At 49.6% G+C, this 20,714-nt stretch carries 19 protein-coding genes; 16 read left to right on the top strand and 3 right to left on the bottom strand.

The features are described 5' to 3' along the window. Positions 1–72 precede the first annotated feature (72 nt). On the top strand, positions 73–366 hold the full coding sequence (locus LLG46_15570; GenBank protein ID MCE5324714.1) for a YciI family protein: 294 nt from the start codon (positions 73–75) through the stop codon (positions 364–366). A gap of 25 nt (positions 367–391) precedes the next feature. Beyond that, positions 392–2,056 carry a ribonuclease J gene (locus LLG46_15565; protein ID MCE5324713.1) on the top strand — a complete coding sequence of 555 codons (1,665 nt, stop codon included), beginning with the start codon at positions 392–394 and terminating at the stop codon, positions 2,054–2,056. Between the two features lie 133 nt (positions 2,057–2,189). On the opposite strand, the gene LLG46_15560 is transcribed toward LLG46_15565, so the two are convergent. Further along, on the bottom strand, positions 2,190–2,603 hold the full coding sequence (locus LLG46_15560) for a secondary thiamine-phosphate synthase enzyme YjbQ (protein ID MCE5324712.1): 414 nt from the start codon (positions 2,601–2,603) through the stop codon (positions 2,190–2,192). Positions 2,604–2,857: 254 nt separating this feature from the next. Here LLG46_15560 and ugpC point away from each other — a divergent pair, with 254 nt between their 5' ends. The 11 genes from ugpC to LLG46_15505 all read left to right on the top strand — a co-directional run bounded on the left by ugpC (position 2,858) and on the right by LLG46_15505 (position 13,973). Then, positions 2,858–3,955, top strand: a complete 1,098-nt coding sequence (gene ugpC, locus LLG46_15555) for a sn-glycerol-3-phosphate ABC transporter ATP-binding protein UgpC (GenBank protein MCE5324711.1) — start codon at positions 2,858–2,860, stop codon at positions 3,953–3,955. Between the two features lie 439 nt (positions 3,956–4,394). Continuing rightward, positions 4,395–5,678: a hypothetical protein gene (locus LLG46_15550; GenBank protein ID MCE5324710.1), complete on the top strand. Its 1,284-nt coding sequence runs from the start codon at positions 4,395–4,397 to the stop codon at positions 5,676–5,678. Next, a complete protein-coding gene (locus tag LLG46_15545) occupies positions 5,675–6,124 on the top strand; it encodes a hypothetical protein (protein ID MCE5324709.1) in 450 nt (149 codons plus the stop codon). The genes LLG46_15550 and LLG46_15545 overlap by 4 nt, the downstream gene beginning before the upstream one ends. 274 nt (positions 6,125–6,398) lie before the next feature. Beyond that, positions 6,399–8,987 (top strand): lectin like domain-containing protein, encoded by a 2,589-nt coding sequence (locus LLG46_15540; protein MCE5324708.1) that lies wholly within the window; start codon positions 6,399–6,401, stop codon positions 8,985–8,987. Positions 8,988–9,081: 94 nt separating this feature from the next. Then, positions 9,082–10,425 (top strand): replication-associated recombination protein A, encoded by a 1,344-nt coding sequence (locus LLG46_15535; GenBank protein MCE5324707.1) that lies wholly within the window; start codon positions 9,082–9,084, stop codon positions 10,423–10,425. A gap of 4 nt (positions 10,426–10,429) precedes the next feature. Beyond that, complete coding sequence (gene mnmA, locus LLG46_15530) at positions 10,430–11,605, top strand: tRNA 2-thiouridine(34) synthase MnmA (protein ID MCE5324706.1); 1,176 nt, start codon at positions 10,430–10,432, stop codon at positions 11,603–11,605. Continuing rightward, the gene (locus LLG46_15525) at positions 11,602–12,006 is read left to right on the top strand and encodes a hypothetical protein (GenBank protein ID MCE5324705.1); all 405 of its coding nucleotides are present in this window, start codon (positions 11,602–11,604) and stop codon (positions 12,004–12,006) included. The genes mnmA and LLG46_15525 overlap by 4 nt, the downstream gene beginning before the upstream one ends. After that, positions 11,999–12,334: a YtxH domain-containing protein gene (locus tag LLG46_15520; protein ID MCE5324704.1), complete on the top strand. Its 336-nt coding sequence runs from the start codon at positions 11,999–12,001 to the stop codon at positions 12,332–12,334. Before LLG46_15525 ends, LLG46_15520 begins: the two co-directional genes overlap by 8 nt. An 82-nt stretch (positions 12,335–12,416) precedes the next feature. Further along, complete coding sequence (locus tag LLG46_15515) at positions 12,417–12,773, top strand: STAS domain-containing protein (protein MCE5324703.1); 357 nt, start codon at positions 12,417–12,419, stop codon at positions 12,771–12,773. A gap of 2 nt (positions 12,774–12,775) precedes the next feature. Continuing rightward, positions 12,776–13,198, top strand: coding sequence for an ATP-binding protein (locus LLG46_15510; GenBank protein MCE5324702.1), 423 nt, complete (start codon positions 12,776–12,778; stop codon positions 13,196–13,198). Beyond that, entirely contained in the window at positions 13,149–13,973 is an 825-nt protein-coding gene (locus LLG46_15505; GenBank protein ID MCE5324701.1) for a SigB/SigF/SigG family RNA polymerase sigma factor, read from the top strand. Before LLG46_15510 ends, LLG46_15505 begins: the two co-directional genes overlap by 50 nt. Here LLG46_15505 and LLG46_15500 read toward each other — a convergent pair. Then, on the bottom strand, positions 13,967–15,748 hold the full coding sequence (locus LLG46_15500) for a hypothetical protein (protein MCE5324700.1): 1,782 nt from the start codon (positions 15,746–15,748) through the stop codon (positions 13,967–13,969). The genes LLG46_15505 and LLG46_15500 overlap by 7 nt on opposite strands. A 397-nt stretch (positions 15,749–16,145) precedes the next feature. Here LLG46_15500 and LLG46_15495 point away from each other — a divergent pair, with 397 nt between their 5' ends. The 3 genes from LLG46_15495 (at position 16,146) to LLG46_15485 (ending at position 19,076) form a co-directional block, all read left to right on the top strand. Next, complete coding sequence (locus tag LLG46_15495; protein MCE5324699.1) at positions 16,146–16,727, top strand: N-acetyltransferase; 582 nt, start codon at positions 16,146–16,148, stop codon at positions 16,725–16,727. 289 nt (positions 16,728–17,016) lie between these two features. Beyond that, positions 17,017–17,955, top strand: a complete 939-nt coding sequence (locus LLG46_15490; GenBank protein ID MCE5324698.1) for a Gfo/Idh/MocA family oxidoreductase — start codon at positions 17,017–17,019, stop codon at positions 17,953–17,955. Positions 17,956–17,969: 14 nt separating this feature from the next. After that, on the top strand, positions 17,970–19,076 hold the full coding sequence (locus LLG46_15485) for a DegT/DnrJ/EryC1/StrS family aminotransferase (protein MCE5324697.1): 1,107 nt from the start codon (positions 17,970–17,972) through the stop codon (positions 19,074–19,076). 185 nt (positions 19,077–19,261) lie between these two features. Here the strand turns inward: LLG46_15485 and LLG46_15480 are convergent, their stop codons facing one another. Then, positions 19,262–20,539: a nucleotide sugar dehydrogenase gene (locus LLG46_15480; GenBank protein MCE5324696.1), complete on the bottom strand. Its 1,278-nt coding sequence runs from the start codon at positions 20,537–20,539 to the stop codon at positions 19,262–19,264. Between the last annotated feature and the right edge of the window lie 175 nt (positions 20,540–20,714).

Here is a 20,714-nt window from a genome sequence, read left to right as displayed (position 1 = left end):
TCGGGGGTATTCTTGCCCCCGACTCACATGCCATCGGTGAAACAGAACTATGATCAGTGAAGAGTAAATGCAATGTTTGTAATATACGGCTCATACATAAAACCGATGCAAGAAGTGGAGCGTGTTCTACCTTTGCATCTGGCATATCTGGATAAGCTCAATGACCGGGGCATTTTCATCTGTTCCGGTCCTATGAAACCGAGGACCGGCGGGGTTATACTTCTTGACCTGGATTCAAGGGATGAGGTTGATGAGATACTGCGAAATGATCCGTATTATGTCGAGCAGATTGCTCGCTATAATATAATCGAGTTTACTCCCACAAAGTCTGCTGCTGATCTCGGCAGGCTAATAAAACCACGCTAGAAAAGGATTTGAGTTAGAAATAAGTATGGATTCACAGAAGTTGCAGATAATCCCACTTGGCGGTGTCATGGAGATAGGCAAGAACATGACCGCCTATCAATATAACGACCGGATACTGATCGTAGACGCAGGTCTGATGTTCCCCGACGAGGACATGCTTGGTGTCGACATAGTAATCCCCGACACCACTTTTCTTGAGGAGAATGCTGAGAAAATCCTGGGCATTGTGCTAACGCACGGCCATGAGGATCATATCGGCGCGCTGCCGTATGTGCTGCGAAGGTTGGATGTGCCGGTCTGGGGGACTCCTCTGACGCTGGGATTTGTCATGAATAAACTCAGTGAGCATCATCTGGACGATGTCGCACAGCTCTATGAGGTCAATTCGGGTGATATCATAGAGGTGGGTGAGTTCACTGTTGAGTTCGTTCGTGTTTCCCACAGCATACCCGATGCTTCAGGACTGGTGATAAAGACGCCGGTTGGCACGATTGTCCACAGCAGTGATTTCAAATTCGATCAGACGCCGATCGACGGACATTTGGCCGATGTCAGTCGCCTGGCGAAGATCGGCGAAGATGGCGTGCTTGCGTTTTTGTGCGATTCGACCAACGTAGAAAAGCCTGGTTTCACACCGAGCGAGAGCATGGTCGGCGATACATTTGAGAAAATCTTCGCCGCTGCCAAAGGCAGGATAATTATCGCAGCCTTTGCCTCGAATATTCATCGTATTCAGCAGGTGTATAACATAGCGGCTCATCATGGCAGGCGAGTGGCTGTAGTTGGTCGAAGTATGGCTGAAAACTGCCGCATCGCCGAGGAGCTTGGCTATCTGAAAGTGCCGAAAGATACACGATTGCAGCTCAATGAGCTATATGACCTGAGCCCGAGTGAAACTGTTATTGTGACCACGGGCAGCCAGGGTGAGCCTCTCTCTGCTCTGTCTCGCATGGCCAGCGATGAGCACAAGCAGATCAAAATAGATGAAGGCGACACCGTCATCATCAGCGCCACTCCCATTCCCGGCAATGAGGACTTGATTATGCGCACGATCAACAGGCTCTTCAGGCAGGGCGCGGATGTGATATATGAGCCTTATACGCATGTGCATGTCTCCGGCCATGGCAATCAGGAAGATATTCGCCTGATGCTCAATCTTCTGAAGCCGAAGTATATCATACCCGTCCACGGTGAGCAGAGGCATTATGCCAAGTTCGTTGACCTGGCGGATGGGCTGGGATATTCGAGTGAGCGGGTGTTTCGTATGTATCCCGGTGATGTCTTTGAGACCGATGGTGAGAGCGCAGAGGTCACTGAGAAGGTAAGTGCCGGGACTGTAATGGTCGACGGCCTTGGTGTAGGGGATGTCGAGGACGTAGTCCTTCGCGACCGTAAGCATCTGTCGCAGGACGGTGTGCTGATAGCAGTAATCGGCATCGATCATGGTCGCAAGGAGATTGTCTCTGGTCCTGACATACTCTCCCGCGGGTTTGTCGGCGAGGAATTGGGCGTCGGGATCACCGAAGAGGCAAAGTCAGTACTCCTGACAACACTCCAGGACTTGATAGAGGACAATGGGCTCGAAGGCCTGGATGATGTCAAGGCGGGCTGCCGCAAGGCTCTGGCGAAGTTCATATATGAGCGGACCCATCGCAGGCCGATGATTGTGCCGGTCGTGATGGAAGTATAATGTTGTTCGCAGTAGTGTTCGGTAATCCGATTGGGTTTCGACTCAGTTGGAACTGGTCCATATCAATAACGGCATAGCGGGAGGGCGAGGCTCTCGCCGAGCCTTGCTTGCTCTCGCAACACCGAGTTGTTTTCTATTCTCCCATCACCTTGATAATCACTCTTTTTCTGCGCTGGCCGTCGAACTCGGCGTAGAATATAGTCTGCCATGGCCCCAGGTCCAACCTGCCGTCGGTTATCGGGATTATGACCTGATGGTGCATTAGCAGATTCTTGAGGTGGGCATGGCCGTTATCCTCACCCGTGCGGTGATGTCGATAATCTGGACCTTCGGGTGCGAGCCTTTCGAGCATGTCCATTGCGTCCTGCCAGATTCCGGGTTCGTTGTCATTGACCCAAACCCCGGCGGTGATATGCATGGCTGATACCAGCATCATCCCTTCTTGAATGCCGCTTTCTTCCAGAGCATTCTGACACTGATCGGTGATGTTGACCAGTTCGCGCCTTTTATCCGTATTGAACCATAGATATTTCGTGTGTGTCGTCATCATACGCTCCAAGTGTGTGATGATATCATATTACGGGCTGAGTGCTCGGTAGTCAATTGTTAAGCGATCAACTATCAGAAGTTGCACGATGATATAATCACGTCTTTTTGTTTGACAGGCCTTGCTGCTCATCATATAATCTGTATATGGCTGCGGCAGTCCATATGCCGCCCCCTGTCCCGGGGAAATAATTAACTTAGCCGCTTCGGCAAAATGGGGACAAGCCCGAAGCAAAGATGGAGGAAACCTCTAACATGGCGCAAGTCATCCTCAAGAATCTTACCAAGTCTTTCAAAGAAGTCACTGCTGTCAATGATGTGGACCTCGAAATCAAAGACAAAGAGTTTATGGTTTTCGTAGGACCTTCGGGCTGTGGCAAGACGACCTGCCTGCGAATGATCGCCGGTCTGGAAGAGATCACTTCCGGTGAAGTGGTTATCGGCGACAGGGTGGTTAATGACGTATCACCAAAAGACCGCGACATCGCAATGGTCTTTCAGAACTATGCTCTCTACCCTCACATGAGTGTCTTTGACAACATGGCATTTGGGTTGAAGCTGCGCAAGGTCCCGCGTGAACATATAAAGACCCGTGTGGCGGATGCTGCCGAGATGCTCGGGCTTACTGATCTGCTCAACAGGAAGCCGAAGCAGCTCTCGGGCGGCCAGAGACAGCGTGTCGCGCTGGGTAGAGCTATTGTCCGTGAGCCGTCCGTATTCCTTATGGACGAACCTCTTTCAAACCTGGACGCCAAACTCCGCGTTCAGACCCGTGCCGACCTTATCAAGCTCCACCGCAGTCTGGGTATCACAACAATTTACGTAACACACGACCAGGTCGAGGCCATGACAATGGGCGACAGGATTATGGTTATGTGTGGCGGGTTGGTGCAGCAGGTGGATACTCCACTCGGGCTGTATAACAAACCGGCAAACAAGTTCGTAGCGGGCTTTATCGGCACTCCGTCCATGAACTTCCTTTCGGTCAAGATCGAAGATGGCGGCGTGATCGATGGCGGCTGTTTCAAAGTCAAGCCGCCGGCGGATAAGGCCGAACTGTTGAAAGCATATGTGGGCAAGGAGGTCGATTTCGGCATCCGACCCGAGGACATTTTTGATAAAAACCTGACCAATCTCGTCCAGGCGACATCAGACAACGTTGTGAAAGCTGATGTCGAGGTGATCGAGCCGATGGGTTCTACCGTGACATTGTATCTGCAGTGTGGAACACATGCGATGCAAGCCACAATCGATGCCGAGACCAAGGCAAAAGAAGGCTCGGATATCGAACTCGTCTTCGACATGGCCAAAACGCATATGTTTGAAAAAGGGACTGAGAAGGCGATTTACTAACCCGCATTATTCACGAAAAACGTGAATAATGCTCTTGGAGACCCGGATTATTCGGGAGGCGCATAATCCAGGTTAACAGTGTGATAGTCAGATAGTATGATGGTTTGATAGACAGCCCTGGTTTTTCCGGGGCTGTTTTTTGCATAATAAATGCGAGTAATTTGCTTTTTCCTGATCATCCGGGGGACTCTTAGCCCGGGAGCACTTGTGAGGGGCATTCTTGCCCCGGCGTCTTCCGGTTAAGTCCGACGATGATGATGTGTTGGAACGGCGAGCTTCTTGCAGAAAGCCTGTTTTACAATTCATGAAGGATGTTTGTCTCTTGACAACTAAGTCATGACCGGGGGCACCCTAAAGAGGATTATCCTATAATGGTTTTGGGCAGGATGCTGAAAACCTGGGGTGCGGTACGGGGCAGAAAGACCAGGCGGTGAGATTGATGGATAGTAGACCCGTAAACCCAATCATTGCGGCCCTATATGGGGCTGTGGTTGCATTGGCTATAGGTTATGGTTTATGCTTCTTCCTGTTGAGGGCAGGTGTGGCTAATGTCACTTCTCCGGGCGATGTAATGGATTATGGCGGCCCGGCGTTTGCCCGTGCAGGGCTGAATTTGTGTGCCATCCAACATGCATCCCTTAAAGGCAGTGGCACTCTTGGTGGCGCAAAGGTTTCGGCTGATGTAGTCTTGCCGATAATCACATGGGCAATCATCCCCATTGCGGCGCTTTTTGTATCCGGTTACGCAGCAGGCAGACTGAGAGCGGGTTCGACAGGCTTTGGTGTAATTGCTCCGGCTGTGATCGGAGGCATACTATATGCGCTTGTTCTGGCTGCGCTTTCCAGTTTTTTTGCTGCGTCGATCAAGTCCGGCGCTCTGCCTTCAGCGGGCGGATATGAGTTTGACCCACCACGTTTCCCTCTACATCCGACATTCAAAAGCACATTGCTTGCTGCAGGTCTGTTCAGCGTAATCTTCACATACATCGGCAGTCATTTATCAATCCATAAAGTTGACAGAAGGCATCATGTCAGTCGTTGGTGGGTCTGCGGAAAATCCATAATACCGATCATGCTTGTCTTGCAGCTTTTAATTGCAATTGCCGCACAGGCCTGGCTTATCTCAAAGACGGGTCCCGAAAACCCTGAGGGTCCAGCAGGCAGAGCGATAGTCAAATTTCAGCCGACTGTCGCAGGCATAGCATATGGCCTTATCAATGGAGCCATGCTGCGCGCAGCAATCGTGTCTGGTGATAGGAGCCCCTTTGCAGCCGAAATTAATTTATATAAAGGCTTGCGACTGCGCACTGCAACGACAACCTCAGATGAAAACGAACTTGCTGCGAACAAGAAAGCAGAAGAAAAAGTAATACCATTCGGCAGCATAGCATATATAGGAGCCGGACTGATGGCCATAATTGGGCTTATCTCGGGTGCCTTGGCGGTGCGTTGGGGGTCACGGGATGGTTCACTGCCCACAGCTTTGCGCATTGGGATAATCCATGCCGCATATCTCGGCATCACCATGTTTGTCTGCACACTTGCCTGGCGGTCGATGGTCCGTGCAGGCAGTATAAAGGTGTCGTCGGGAGTATTTATCAAGCTCCAATATGAGCCAACCATGCTCTGGTCATTTTTTGGCGTGTTCATAACGGCGTTCATAGGCGCATATCTTACGAACAGGCTATACTCTTCAGGCCGGAGGGGTTTCCCGCCTGTATGATTATCGCTAATAACACGCACCTGCATATATCCACAGCTCTCAAGGAAGCGGTTACGGACTATCCCACAGATGGTCTGCTGGTGGAACTCAAATACTGCCCAAAAGGATCGAACCGCTATATATCCGGCACTTATTATCGAAAGACTCCGAGCCGCGAGCATGGCAGGCTGATACGTCTTAGGATCAATCGATTTAACCATTATCCTATGAAAATTCAGTTCAAGACCTCCGAGTATGTAGAGAAGACGGATAGGCTGGGCCGGACTCAGGTATATCAGAAGCTGCGTGTAGAGCAGTTTCATAATGCCGAAGACCTCACACTCGCAATTTTTCTACATGAATTCTCCCACTATCTGGATCACATCGAAGGACGCAACGGCCGTTATAAGCAGACGAAGGCAGATAAGTTTGCCGTCGAGATGCTTGAAAAGCTGGAAGTAATTTGATGTACTGCTGAGCCACTAAAAAAGCTACTGTCTGCATATAGCTGTCCCCAGGTTTTTTACTTGTATAACGATCGCTTTAGTCCGCATCATTCACGAGGAACGTGAATAATGCTCTCAAAGACCCGGATTATGTGGTATGCGCATAGTCCGGGTTAGTAGCTTGCATGGCTAAAAAAAGTGCATAATGCAGGTTTATCGGCGCTCGGAATGGGAACTCTGAGGAAATGATAGCCGCTTTGGTAGGCGGTAATAATTAAGGGTGGGGGCGTCGGTAATGGGATTATCTGCAACACGTAAGTACTTCACTTGTCTTGTTTTCATCTTCACTACAATGTTTTCCATGGCGGTTTCAAGCGTTCATGGGGCAGGTCCGACTTTGCAGCGCGCGCCATTGAATCCGGCATTTGTCGAGTATGTCGCCGGACGAATGGACAGGTTTATGTGCGTCAATGAGGAGGAAGTTCCGCGGGGCTTCGTCCCAGCGCCGGTGGATTTGTCTTACCTTAAAGGAATGAAAATATTTGGTGATCTCAAGGCTGCGCTGCCGTCATATTACGATCTGCGTGACACGGGAAAGCTTACACGAGTCGAGGATCAAGGTTCATGTGGGAGTTGTTGGACATTTTCGAGTTTGGGCTCAATGGAATCTGTGTTGATGCCCGGCGAGGAATGCGACTTCTCAGAAAACAACATGAAAAATCTTAATGGATTTGATGGTGGATGCTGTGATGGCGGCCAAGAGCTTAAGGCGATGGCTTACCTTGCGCGTTGGGATGGACCGGTGAACGAAAGTGATGATCCATATAATCCCGACAGCTGTGCATCACCTTTGGGTCTCACTGTGCGGAAGCACTTTCAGAATGGTATCATCATTCCTGATAGGACCGGTTCCCTGGACAATAATGACATCAAGCAAGCTGTTGTTACCTATGGAGCGGTTTCGACTGGGATGTATTGGGATGATGATTCATACAATGCCGCTACATATTCCTATTATTATACGGGAGGCGTAACTAATGGCAACCATAAGGTTTGTGTTGTCGGGTGGGATGACAACTACAATAAAAACAAATTTTCGCCTGCGGCGCCCGGCAATGGAGCATTTATAATAAAAAATAGTTGGGGAACCGCTTGGGGTGATGATGGTTTCTTTTACGTGTCTTACTATGACAAACTGATAGGCATATCAAACTGGGTCGGCGTCGGTACTGAGCCTACGAGCAACTATAGTGCTGTATATCAGTATGATACACTGGGTTGGTGTGGAAATTACGGCTATAACAATGAGACGGTCTGGTTTGCCAACAAGTTTACTGCAACATCCACATCATCAATTAGTGCGGTAGGATGGTATGCCGTTGTACCGGCAACGACTTATGAGATAAGGGTATATACCGATCCAACAAGCGGTCCAATATCCGGTGGCACTTTGCGGCTGACGCAGACCGGAACAGCTGCCAATCCGGGCTATGTCACCATCAAACTTAATTCGCCTGTCAGTGTGACGAATGGGCACAAATTCACTGTGTTGGTAAAAACAATAACACCGGGATGTACATATCCACTGGCTTTAGAATATCCGATAGAAAATTACAGCAGCAGGGCAACCTCAAATCCGGATGAGAGTTTTACAAGTCTGGACGGAAATAGTTGGTTTGACCTCAATTATTATGATGCCAACGCCTGTTTGAAAGCCTATACAGCTTCAGCAGCGGGAACTGTTTCCACCCCGACTTTCTTGCCGGACGGCGGAACCTATACGAATCCTCAAGCAGTTACGATATCCTGCGCGACTGCAGGAGCTGAGATTCACTATACCACAGACGGTGATGACCCTACCACCGGCGACCCTGTTATAGCATCTGGAGGATCGGTGACTGTATCTAGTTCGCTCACTCTTAAGGCAAAGGCATGGAAGAGTCGGATGAATCCCAGTGCGGTGAAGTCAGCTGTCTATACGATCAGCAGTGTTATTACGAATGACAGTCTCACTCCATCGGATGGCTATTTAAGAGGTTACTGGAAATATACGTTTGTCAGCAAGCACTCAGACACAGGGGGCGCGTCAACGATCAAGAGTGTCCGACTCCTGATAAACACGGCCAGAAATGGAACTAATGCCGTGTATTGCATCTATTATGGAGGCAGACTCTACTTGAGAGATGATACAGGCAGCATAAGTATGGGGGGGTATACTCCCGGTTCCGATGAGGTTATAGAAAACAGTCAGTGTAAGCTCTGCTGCAAATATACTACCGTATCCATGAGTGGAAACACACTCACCATCAACTGGGTAATTGAAATGAAGCCTTCGATGGCAGATAAGGTTTGTTATGGATGGCTTTATGCGGTGGACAACAGTGGAAACTCAAAAGGATGGGACGAAGCCGGTGATTATACATTCCGTCCGCTTACCGAGCCTTGGAATGTATGTCTGATTCCCGTGAGCGCCACTTTCAGTCCAGGTGCCATATATACGGTCAGCAGTGTTTATTTTGATATTGCATGCTGTTCGTCAATCAGCATGGCCGCTCTCCTAATAAACGACAGAAAATCGACGTCAAATGCGGTTTATGTTTGGTATAATGTGCAGACCGACAGGCTTTATTTGAGAGATGACACAGGTGGCAGGAACATTGGTGGTTATACGCCGGGTTCCAACTATGTTATCGAGAACAGTCAATGCAAGCTATATTGCAAGAACACAACTGTGCAAAACAATATAAACGGACTTGCGATCAATTGGAGCATTGAGCTGAAACCGTCTATGTCCGGCAAGAAATGCAAATGCTGGCTTTATGTCAAAGATGTCTATGGAGTTTACAATGGCTGGTCACAGATGGGAAGCCGCGCAGTTAGATAGTAAGGATATCCTTAAATGAAGCAGATTTATGGCCCCGGATTTCCGGGGCCGTTTTTCGCATGTGCAGGATTTCGCACCCAAAATTGGGAAGTCTATGTACATGCCCAATCTTTTACCGGAAACACCCGAAGAGTTATCCCAGCAGCCGCTTGCCGCGCGTATGCGTCCTAGGACTCTTGACGAGTTCGTCGGCCAGGAGCAGATTCTGGCTCCCGGGACTCTCCTCCGCACGTCAATTGAAAAAGATGAGCTGCCCTCCATGATTTTTTGGGGACCGGCGGGCTGCGGCAAGAGCACGCTGGCAGCAATCATCGCTCACCACAGCCGGGCACGGTTTGAAAACTTCAGCGCCGTCACTTCTGGCATTCCCGAGATGCGCAAAGTGATTGCCCGGTCAAAGGAGCAGCGCAAACTCGACGGTCGAAAGACGATTCTCTTTGTCGATGAGATTCATCGATTTAATAAAGCCCAGCAGGACGCGCTTCTGCCGCATGTTGAGGATGGCACGGTCGTCCTTATCGGCGCAACCACAGAGAACCCATATTTCGAGGTCAACACACCACTGCTCTCTCGCGCGCGGATATTCAGGTTCGAGCCTCTTTCAAATGAGAATGTGCAATTGCTTGTCGACCGTGCTTTGCATGATGCTGAGCGCGGCCTCGGCAGTGAAAATATTGTGGTGGAAGAAGACGCTTTGGCACATATTGTGGACATAGCAGATGGTGATGCCCGCAATGCCTTAAATGCTCTTGAATCGGCAGTCGCGTCAACCGATATCGATTCCAAAACAGGATTGAAGACTGTCACACTAAAAATTGCTGAAGAAGCTGTTCAAAAAAGGGTGTTGAAATACGACAGGAATGGGGATAACCACTACGATACCGTTTCGGCATATATCAAGTCCATGCGCGGTTCTGACCCCGATGCGGCGGTATACTGGCTTGCGCGAATGCTGGCAGCAGGGGAGGACCCGAAGTTTGTGGCGAGGCGGCTGGTGATAGCCGCAGCGGAGGATATAGGAAACGCTGACCCGATGGCGCTGGTTGTAGCCAATGCGGCTGCGCAGGCTGTGCAGTTCGTGGGCATGCCGGAGGCTCAGATTCCTCTGGCTCAGGCGAGTGTATATCTGGCCTGCGCACCAAAGAGCAACGCGAGCTACCTGGCGATAGATCGCGCAAACAGAGACGTAATGGAGAGAAAGGGACCCCCGGTACCGGTTCATCTGCGAGACTCGCACTATCCCGGTGCAAAGGTCCTCGGGCATGGTAAGGGATACAAATATCCGCACGATTACCCCGGCCATCACGTCGATCAAGAATATTTGCCGCCCGGCGCAAGCAGTGGGCCGTATTACGAGCCGACCGAGCACGGCCATGAGGCAAAGTTCAAGCAGCGCCTTGAAAAACTGCGAAAGACTGGTTCGGATGGGATTGGATAGTCGGATGGTTGGATCGTTCGATGGTTCGATGGTAGAGAGCAAGGCGACTCTCAAACCATCAGACTCTCAAACCATCAAACCAAAAAGGGTAGTTGTTGCCATGAGCGGAGGCATCGACAGTTCCGTTGCTGCCGCGATGCTCCTTGACAAAGGTTACGAGGTGATAGGGGTCACGATGCGGATGTGGTCGTCTGATGATGAGACCATAGAAAAAATTGCGCGTCAATCGGAGCAGGATGCGTCGCGGGTTGCGTCGAATTTGGGTATACGGCATCACGTGCTCGATGTCCGCAATGAGTTTGCCGGATGTGTGGTGAGGAATTTCGTAGACGAATACAGTCGTGGCCGGACGCCGAATCCCTGTGTGGTGTGCAATCCCAGGATCAAATTCGGCGAACTGCTCAAGTATACTCAGGACGAACTTGATGCGGAATATGTTGCGACAGGCCACTATGCTCGAATAGTATGGGACGCGTCGACGTCGAAGTGGAAGCTGCTGAAGGGTGTGGACAGGACAAAAGACCAGGCATACGTATTGTACAGGCTCAATCAAAGCCAGTTGGGTAAGATACTCATGCCCCTGGGGTATCATACTAAAAAAGAAGTGCGCGCCATGGCCGATCAGTTGAATCTGCATCTGGCGGATAGACCCGAAAGCCAGGACATATGCTTCATACCAGGCGGCGGATATCAGGATTTTCTAAGAAAGTCTGCGCCGGAGTTGATGCAGCCGGGACCTATAGTAGACACTTCAGGAAAGGTCTTGGGTGAGCATGAAGGGATAGCGTTTTACACGGTCGGCCAGCGCCGGGGTCTGCGTGTGGCGTCGGGCAGGAGATTGTATGTGATTGCGATTGACGTGCGGTCGAATACTATAGTTTTAGGCGAGCCGGGCGAGTTTGGGCAAAAGGCCGTGCTAATAAAGAATGTAAATATGATATCGGGTGAGAAACTTTCGAAATCCATTGCCGTATCAGCGAAGATAAGGTATAATGCGCAAGATTCGCCTGCGGTCCTCAGACCCTTGCCGGACGAATGCGCCGTGCTTGATTTCGAGCAGACTCAGCGCGCAGTCACACCAGGCCAGTCGGCTGTGTTTTATGATGGTGATGAGGTTCTGGGCGGCGGGATAATAGCTGACCGGGTGGAATCGGCGTTGGAAAGTGAAGTGCGCAGATGATTTGGCTTTTGGTCACGGTCACAGTTTTGCTGAGCGTGATCCTTATATTACTGGTAGTCGGACTGGCCATATATTTCAGGCGGCTTTCTCGTGCGACATACGAGCTTGAGGAGACTCTGAAGGCTTTCAGAGAAGAGATCATGCCGTTAGCCGAAGAAGCCGGGCGTGTGCTGAGGCATACAAATGATCTGGTGATCGCGACACGGATGCAGGTAGACAGGGTGGGGCGTGCTGCTCAATCCGTCGAAGACCTTGTCGAAGGCAAGACGATAGTCGGTGCTGCGGAAAAGGCAGTTTCGAGTTCGAGGGCAACCCTGCTTTCGATGGTGCAGGGGATAAAGGAAGGAATCAAGACGTTAAGAAGCGCCAAACAATCAAAGGAGGAATCCAACGATGAATGAAAATCGAGAGGAAAAAGGTGTATTCATAAATTTCCTGGCTGGGATGGGTCTTGGAGCGCTCATAGGCGCAGTAACTGCGCTGCTTGTTGCTCCAAAATCCGGCAGTGAGACGAGAGACGACATCAAGCATGCCAAGGATGATATCTGCGATAAGGCCGGCAAGATAGTTCATGACCTTTCTGAGTCCAGCGAGGAACTGGTCAAAAAGAGCAAAGAACTGCTTGAATCTACTCGCGATAAGGTCGTAAGCGCGGTTGATGCGGGCAAGCAGGCAATAAAGTCGAAGAAAGAGGAGACATCGGAAGAGTCCGAAAATCCTGAGTTCTAATCGTTACGGGATGGATGTGAATGTGTGCCACAGATGAGGACGGCAGTCAAATGAGACGCCGAATAAGATGAGGTGACACAGAGTGAACTTCAAAATAGACGTCAGGACATTGGAGAAGGAGCTTCCCTTAATCGAACTTGAAGGTGAAGTGGACGTATACACGGCGCCGCAGCTCAAGCAGCAGATCATCAACATTCTCGAAAGCGGCGCAAAAGAACTTATGGTGAATCTCACCAAGGTCGATTATCTGGACAGCACGGCTCTCGGCGTATTGATCGGAGGGTTGAAGCGGATGCGAGAGGCTGACGGCAATATGGTGCTGATCTGCCCGAGTCCTCGGATTCGTCGGGTTTTCGAGATCACCGGATTGGATAAAATTTTCGATATCTACAATTCCGAGGAAGACGCCCGTGAGGTCATGGGAAAGGAGATAGTGTAAACGTGCCAAACAACGAATGTCCTGCTTGTGTGGAGCTGAGGATACCGTGCAAGCCGGAGTATGTTGGTGTAGCAAGGCTGGCGATTCTTGGTGTGGCCAGCCGCATGAAGTTTTCTTATGATGAAGTCGAGGATGTCCGGCTGGCGGTAGGGGAAGCCTGCACAACGTCGGTCGAGTGGGCTGAGCGCAACTCGAAGACGGAATCCAGCATAATTCTGCGCAGTGAGATAGGTCCCGACAAGCTGACTGTAGACATACTAGACGAGGCCGGTCCCAGGAGTGACGGCGAGACAGCCGACAGCGCCGAACAGGAACCTGAGAATCTTGGAGCGCTGCTCATAACCTTACTTGTAGATGAGGTCAATGTGGAACCGAATGACAACGGCACGCGCGTTCGGATGGTCAAGTATGCTGGACAACGATAACCCCACGGCGAAAAAGAAGAGTTCTGTCGCTGAGTGGACCGAGGAAGAGGCCGAGAGCCTTTTTCGGGAATATGTTCGCCTCCGTGATCGAAAGACACGAGACAGACTGGTCATCATGCACCAGAACCTGGTCCGATTTCTGGCGGGCAAGTTCGCAAACAGAGGCGAGCCGCTTGAAGACCTGGTTCAGGTTGGTGTGATCGGGCTGATCAATGCTATCGACAGGTTCGACCCCGAAAGGGGGACAAAGTTTTCCACCTATGCCACTCCCACGATAGTCGGTGAGATAAGGCGTCATTTCCGTGATAAGGCGTGGAGCCTTAAGGTCCCAAGGCGGCTACAGGAGCTTAACCTAGCCGCAAACAAGGCATCTGAGGAACTCAGCCAGCGACTGGGTCATCCTCCGTCGATCCAGGAGATTGCCGTTAAGGTCGGAGCGAGCGAAGAAGAGACACTTGAAGCGATCGAACTCGGAAACGCATATGATACAGTCTCTCTTGACAGCAAGCTGCCGTATGAGGGCGAATCCGCACCGTTGACTCTTGCCGAGTTTGTGGGCGATATAGACTCTTCGCTTCAGTCCATAGAGACCTACGGCGATCTAAAGCAGGCCGTGGACTGTCTGGAGCCTCGCGAAAAGGCGATAATCTATTATCGCTTTTTCAAGGACATGTCCCAGACCGAAGTAGCCAAGAGGCTCAACATTTCTCAAATGCATGTTTCGCGCCTGCAGCAGAAGGCCTTGAAGCGCCTTAAGGAACTTCTCAGTCAATAACGACTGTTCAGTCTTAAAACACGTTTGGATCCGGGTTGCAGGTCTGCAAGAGTCGAGACGAATCTGAACCCCCACCGTATTACTTTGCTGGTGTCGGAGTTTGATTCGTCTATATCAATTTGCGCATCATCGGCAGTCAGCCACATTAGTGAAGCGTCCTTGAGTGGTGAAGTTGCTTCGACAACTACACTGACACCGTCTTCCAACACATGGTAATCGGACCATTCGACACTGCGCCTGGCTCGTTCCCAGGAGTTGATCTGTTCTGCTGTGAACCATTCCAACCCGGCCGACTTTGCATCGGCGATAACTTTCTGAAGCACGGCGGCAACGTCTTCTTTAAGGACATGTGCGGGGTGAAAAAGTGGATGGAATATGCCATGGTGCTTGAGAGCGGCTGCGATCAACGGCGCTGCAAGCTCAGCCGGAGCAGAAATTGTTAAATCCTGTGTGAGAGTCGGCAGTTCGAGCACATCCAGTGTTTTTTCTCTAAAGTCCACAGGGAAATAGACATGGCATGTGCCGAATGTAAACCCGGAATCACCGGCTTTCGATCCGCCCTTGGACTGGTCCAGCATGATATTATGGCGCTCGCACCATTCGAAGAACTCAACATCACCTTCCCAGCGCAGGAAATGGTTCTTATTCGATATCGGTTTCTTGCCGCCGAACAGCTCCAGCAGTCCCCGCCACTGTTTGTCGAACTCTTCCTCGCTCCAGTTCGTATGGCCGGACATAGCGTCAAAGTGCATCGCAAGTTCATGACCCGACTTCCTGATATCGTCGATGATATTTTCGGGATATCCGGGCATGATTATGCACCAGGTTGAATGAATATCCGCCTCATTGAGGATTTCAAGCATTCTCTGCGCATTTTCGATATTGTTATTATCAGAATCGTGCGATAGATGAGCCACGGCAGGCAGATTCCTCGGATACAGCCACAGAAGAGGGATCGTCAGACCGATATCACTTGCCAGATAGAGTATCGACCTGATAAGCAGTTCTCTAAGCTGGTCGGCCACCGGTTGAGTGAACGCACTGTAACCAGGCATTCCTACCACTTGCTCACGATCAAAAAACCAGTCCAGGACGCCGCCGTCTCCGCTTTTTAGCGCATTATCGCATATGGAAGCGGTGCCGTCTGGAGCAGAGACACCGTCACGAGTGACTCCCACGCCCTGTTGAATCCTAACGACCGACCCGGTAATGTCCGACGCGATCAAAATGCATCTGCCATCACCGTATTTGCGCTCGGTCACTCCGGCGTGTGATGTCGATCTGTGATGTGCATCGAGCACTCGTGCGATCACCTGTGCATCTTCAGCAATGACGGAGATGCCGTTGAAGAAATGGAGTGGAATGTCCAGATGCTCAATTATCTGATGCTTCTTGTCATCAGGATCGAGATAGCCCTCGCCCAACGTGCTGAATTTGACTGCCCGGCGTGAAAATGTCGGCAGTTCCGGCTGGACACCAAAGACATCCGCAAGCCCGCAGATTCCTCCTATGCTGACCAGCGCGCCGCCGTATTTTATCCAATTGCGAAGACGGTCTGCGAGTTCATCGGGCAGTGTGTATTCGCCGACAGTGAGCAGAAGCTTAATATCATCAAGAGCACCTGCAATATCGTCAACGTCTATAGAAGAGTAACAGAGTCCGGCATGCTTTAGAATTTCATGGATATAGTTGGGATAGCTGACGGTTCTCGCCGCATTTGGACCCGGTTCTGGAAAGATACACACACTGAGCGGAAAGCTTTTCTTGTTTGACATATACGATTGAATCCGATCTTTGGCAGACTACTTATGCACTAGTGCTGCCCGTGAAATACACTATATCAGACAGATCAATTATACTCTTTTGCTATATTTTCTGCTGCATCAGATGTGGGGAACATGATCAACTGCAAGTCCGTATTATGCAATACAAGCTACTATTGGTCCCAATTTACCAATGCACGAAGGAATGAGATTAGTTCAGGGATAACTCAACACTACCGGGTGTTGATCAGCTTTGCTATCAACTTAGCGCTTGCAGTGATAGAGTTGGCTGCATAATAGACGCTGTGCATTCTATGTTGTGATCTATATGGCAACTGCGATTCTTTGGAAAGGTCGCCCGCATTCTCACTGAACACCAAAATAAATTACGAACTGAGGGGCATAGATAATGAGCGATTATTTTGTACATGAGTCGGCTTATGTTGACGAAGGAGCAATAATCGGCAAAGGTACAAAGATCTGGCATTTCAGCCACATCATGTCCGGAGCCGAAATCGGCGAGGGCTGTATTTTTGGCCAAAACGTGTGTGTGTCTCCGAATGTTAAGGTGGGCAATAAATGTAAGGTGCAGAACAATGTGTCGCTCTATGAAGGTGTAATCTTGGAGGACTATGTGTTTTGCGGACCGAGTATGGTTTTTACCAACGTGATTACCCCACGCTCCGAATATCCCCGGGCTTCCAGTGAGCACTATCACAAAACACTAGTCAAGCGCGGTGCAAGCATAGGTGCCAATGCCACTATAAGGTGCGGCATCACGCTGCATGAGTGTGCTTTTGTGGCAGCCGGTGCTGTTGTCACCAAGGATGTCCCCAGCTATGCGATAGTAGCCGGAGTTCCCGCAAAGATAATCGGCTGGATGAGTGCATATGGAGACGTTATGGATTTTTCCACAAGTGACACATTCACAGACACTATCGGGCACACATACAAGAAGGTAAGCGATACTCAGGTAATCAAACAAGGCTAAAGTATTCAGACAAACTCTTGTTTTGTTTAGGGCATGCCATAGGCAGCATCTCCGGTAATGAAATCCCAATTGATAGCCGATCAATCAACAGAATTTGTGTTGCTTTTTGCTCGATAGGCTTCACCAACTGATTTTTACCAGAAATGAGTTCGGTTTTGACTGCCTATAATCAATCCACAGCCTCATTTTTATTTCAGTAGATTTGACAAGCAGTCTGTTGTTGGACTTTTGGTAATGGAAAAGCTTGTGTTAAAATAATTAGAATGTTACTGGAAAGGAACACCTCAATATGAAAGTAGCAGTAATCGGAGCGGGAGCCTGGGGTAAGAACCACGTCAAAAACTTGCATGATATGGGTTCGCTTGGCGCTATCGTTGAAACAAGCGCCGAAGCAAGAGCGGCCTTTGCGTCTGAATACCCAGGAATACCGGTGTGGGATAACATTAACCATGTGCTCGAAAGCGACATTGCTGCTGCTATTGTTGTCACACCTGCTCCCACACACTATGATATCGGAATGGAGTTGCTGCAGAACGGCAAGGATGTGTTCATCGAAAAACCGATGACTCTGCGTGCAATTCATGCCGAAGACCTCGTGGAGACGGCTGACAAGCTGGATAGAGTGTTGATGGTCGGGCATCTCTTACTGCATCAACCGGCCATACAGTGGTTGAAAGAGGCACTTGACGACGGCCTTATTGGCAAAGTGCACTCAATCCATCAGCACAGGCTGGGTCTTGGAAGAGCCAGGAGCGCTGAAAACGTTTTATGGAGCCTGGGCGTGCATGATGTCGCTGTGGTGCTTTATCTGTTGGGTAAGTCGCCTTCCAAACTTAACATCACGGGTCATAGGGTGCTTCAGACGGATGTGGAAGATGATATATATTTGCATCTAGGTTTTCCCGAGGGCATAGAGACGCATTTACATTGCTCATGGTTATGGCCTAAGAAGGACCGTGGAATGGTCATCGTCGGCACTAATGCCATGCTGGAATACAATGAAGCCGATCAGGTTGTGATGCTGCACAAAAAGACCATTGATACCAATCTCCAGAACGTGGATAATGGCAGCGAGGTCATATATCAGGGCAGTGGGCAGCCGTTAAGACTAGAATTGGAGCACTTCATTAAGTGCTGCGAGGAGCGTCTGACACCAATTTCCGATGGCAGAAATGGCCTAGAAGTCATTAGAATATTGCAAAAAACAATTGAAAGATTGCGATCATAAGAGGGATAAAGACTATGGCTAAAATACCGCTTTTGAATACACGACCGGAAATAGACTCGATTTGGGATCAGTTGGTCAATGAACTGGAAAACACTATCAAAAGTGGGCAGTTCATCATGGGGCCGAATGTAAAGGCTTTCGAGAGTGAAGTTGCCGCGTATATGGGAGCAAAGCATGCCGTCGGATGCAATTCCGGCACAGATGCGCTGGTGCTTGGTGTTCGCTCGCTTGGCCTGTGTGCCGGTGACGAAGTCATCACTACGCCATTTACGTTCTTTGCAACATCCGAGTGTATCAGTGCAGTCGGGGCGATACCGGTGTTTGTGGACATAGATCCGGCCACGTTCAACATTGACGTCAGTAAAATTGAAGAGAAGATCACCGAAAAGACGAAAGCCATTATTCCGGTCCACCTTTATGGACATGCTGTGGATATGGATCCACTGCTGAAGATCGCGCAAAAGCATGGGCTCAAGGTTCTGGAAGATGTTGCACAGGCATTCGGCAGCGAATATAAGGGTAAGAAGGTCGGCACAATCGGTAATGCCGGCGCATTCTCCTTCTTTCCGTCCAAAAATCTCGGTGCATTCGGCGATGGTGGCCTCTTCGTAACAAATGACGACGAACTGGCAGCCAAGGCTCGAATGCTTAGAGTTCATGGCGCGTCCAGGAAGTATTACAACGAGGTCATTGGCTACAATTCCAGACTTGATGAACTGCAGGCAACAATCCTGCGTGTGAAACTACCGCACATAGATGAGTGGAATGGAGGGCGGAGGCAGGCTGCTGCGCGATACAACAAAATGCTCGCCGGCCTGCCGGGTGTGATTACTCCATCTGAGGCGGATTACACCAAACATGTGTACCATCAGTATACCATCCGCATTCTCAATGGCAAGCGTGATGCCGTTCAGAAATCTCTGGCTGAGTCGGAGATCGGCAGTTTCGTGTATTATCCAGTCCCGCTGGACAGATTGCCTGTCTATTCCCAGATGGACTTTGGACCTCTGCCCAACTCGGATATGTGCTCAAACGAAGTGTTGAGCCTGCCAATATGGCCAAAAATTGATGAGCAAACGCAAGTTACAGTGGTCGATAATTTGAGAGCGGGTTTGTGCTAGGACAAAAGCCTTTGTTCCAACACATATGAATATGCTGAATATAGAGTTGCTGAGACACCCCAATAGCACATGCAACAAGATTCACAAGGCCTTATTTACTTGTTATACATACCGTAGCAATCAGTAGGAATGCAGGATCGCTAGGCATAATAGGCGCATGCAATTGTTCACGTATTTCTCCGGAACTACAGCGACCAATAAACATGCGTCTCTTTCACCATTTTCGGATCCAATGCGGACTTTACGTCCATCACTATTCCGCCGGGCTTGACAAGTTTGAGCAGATCATTTACATTGCTGCAGTATTCTTTGTGAGGAACTGCAAGAATCAATGCATCCAAATTGCCGATTTCATCAAATTTGCACAAGTCTACCCCGTATTCTTTCTTCGCATCTGCTACGGATGCCTGCGGGTCATGCACCTTTGGAAACACACCGAATTCATTGAGTTCGGTGATTATGTCCGGCACACGGCTATTGCGTAAATCAGGCACATTCTCCTTGAATGTGAGACCCAACACAGCTACTTTTGCATCTCTGACACTTGCGCCTATGTAGATCAACAGTTTTATGAGCTTTTGTGCAACATAGTTGCCCATGTTGTCGTTGATCCTGCGTCCAGCCAAGATCACTTCTGGGTGATATCCCAAAAGCTCGGCTTTCGCAGTCAGATAATACGGGTCAACACCTATGCAGTGGCCGCCAACCAATCCCGGCGCAAATTTGAGGAAGTTCCACTTCGTGCTTGCGGCTTCAATTACGTCGATAGTTCGAATTCCCATACGATCGAAAATTAAGGCCAACTCGTTCATAAACGCAATATTGATGTCCCGCTGAGAGTTTTCAATTACCTTGGCGGCTTCTGCGGTTTCAATATTGGGAGCTTTGTGAATTCCTGCGGTAACTATTCGCGAATATGCTCTTGCAACCCGAGCAAGCGACTGTTCGTCCTCTGCTGAGACTACCTTCGTAATAGTTTCCAGAGTATGCTCCTTGTCACCAGGATTTATCCGTTCGGGTGAGTATGCCACTGTGAAGTCGTCACCGGGCTTCAAACCAGATACATTAGCTAAAATTGGCCTGCAAAATTCTCTGGTGACACCCGGATACACGGTTGACTCATATACGACAATCGCGCCTTTGCCAAGCACTTTGCCGACAGTCTCTGAAGCCTTGCGAAGCGGGGTCAAATCAGGCTGTTTGCTCATATCCGTTGGAGTCGGCACCGTTATTACGAATATCGTCGATCCGTGCATGTCTTCCGGGTCAGTTGTAAATTTGATGGTTGAGGATTTCAGCTTCTCAGGCGAAACCTCCAAGGTGTGGTCCTTCCCATTTTTCAGTTCTGCAATGCGATCGATATTAATGTCGAATCCTACGGTGCCGGAATAGCTCTGCGCAAAACCAATTGCGACGGGCAATCCAACATATCCAAGTCCTATAACCGAAATTTTTTCGTTCACTTTTGCTGAACCTCTCTCGAGTTTTATTCTTGTTATGGAGGCCTCAACGCGGGTCTGTTTCAATCACAAACGATTTGCTTCACGCTTCAGTTTTTGGCAAGTGTCCGAGCTACAAATTGAAGATAACACGCAAAACAACGATGTGAACTATTGCACTCACAATCAAAATATCTTT

The organism is bacterium, from assembly GCA_021371935.1.
GTDB lineage: Bacteria > Armatimonadota > UBA5829 > UBA5829 > UBA5829 > UBA5829.
The sequence above is the reverse complement of the archived record's forward strand: the minus strand, read 5'-3'. Positions and strand labels throughout refer to the sequence as shown.

What these genes read in the sequence shown, in the direction of transcription:
- LLG46_15570 (MCE5324714.1), top strand. Translation starts at nt 73, where the DNA reads ATGTTTGTAATATACGGCTCATACATAAAACCGATGCAAGAAGTGGAG.
- LLG46_15565 (MCE5324713.1), top strand. Translation starts at nt 392, where the DNA reads ATGGATTCACAGAAGTTGCAGATAATCCCACTTGGCGGTGTCATGGAG.
- LLG46_15560 (MCE5324712.1), bottom strand. Translation starts at nt 2,603, where the DNA reads ATGACGACACACACGAAATATCTATGGTTCAATACGGATAAAAGGCGC.
- ugpC (MCE5324711.1), top strand. Translation starts at nt 2,858, where the DNA reads ATGGCGCAAGTCATCCTCAAGAATCTTACCAAGTCTTTCAAAGAAGTC.
- LLG46_15550 (MCE5324710.1), top strand. Translation starts at nt 4,395, where the DNA reads ATGGATAGTAGACCCGTAAACCCAATCATTGCGGCCCTATATGGGGCT.
- LLG46_15545 (MCE5324709.1), top strand. Translation starts at nt 5,675, where the DNA reads ATGATTATCGCTAATAACACGCACCTGCATATATCCACAGCTCTCAAG.
- LLG46_15540 (MCE5324708.1), top strand. Translation starts at nt 6,399, where the DNA reads ATGGGATTATCTGCAACACGTAAGTACTTCACTTGTCTTGTTTTCATC.
- LLG46_15535 (MCE5324707.1), top strand. Translation starts at nt 9,082, where the DNA reads ATGTACATGCCCAATCTTTTACCGGAAACACCCGAAGAGTTATCCCAG.
- mnmA (MCE5324706.1), top strand. Translation starts at nt 10,430, where the DNA reads ATGGTTGGATCGTTCGATGGTTCGATGGTAGAGAGCAAGGCGACTCTC.
- LLG46_15525 (MCE5324705.1), top strand. Translation starts at nt 11,602, where the DNA reads ATGATTTGGCTTTTGGTCACGGTCACAGTTTTGCTGAGCGTGATCCTT.
- LLG46_15520 (MCE5324704.1), top strand. Translation starts at nt 11,999, where the DNA reads ATGAATGAAAATCGAGAGGAAAAAGGTGTATTCATAAATTTCCTGGCT.
- LLG46_15505 (MCE5324701.1), top strand. Translation starts at nt 13,149, where the DNA reads ATGACAACGGCACGCGCGTTCGGATGGTCAAGTATGCTGGACAACGAT.
- LLG46_15500 (MCE5324700.1), bottom strand. Translation starts at nt 15,748, where the DNA reads ATGTCAAACAAGAAAAGCTTTCCGCTCAGTGTGTGTATCTTTCCAGAA.
- LLG46_15495 (MCE5324699.1), top strand. Translation starts at nt 16,146, where the DNA reads ATGAGCGATTATTTTGTACATGAGTCGGCTTATGTTGACGAAGGAGCA.
- LLG46_15490 (MCE5324698.1), top strand. Translation starts at nt 17,017, where the DNA reads ATGAAAGTAGCAGTAATCGGAGCGGGAGCCTGGGGTAAGAACCACGTC.
- LLG46_15485 (MCE5324697.1), top strand. Translation starts at nt 17,970, where the DNA reads ATGGCTAAAATACCGCTTTTGAATACACGACCGGAAATAGACTCGATT.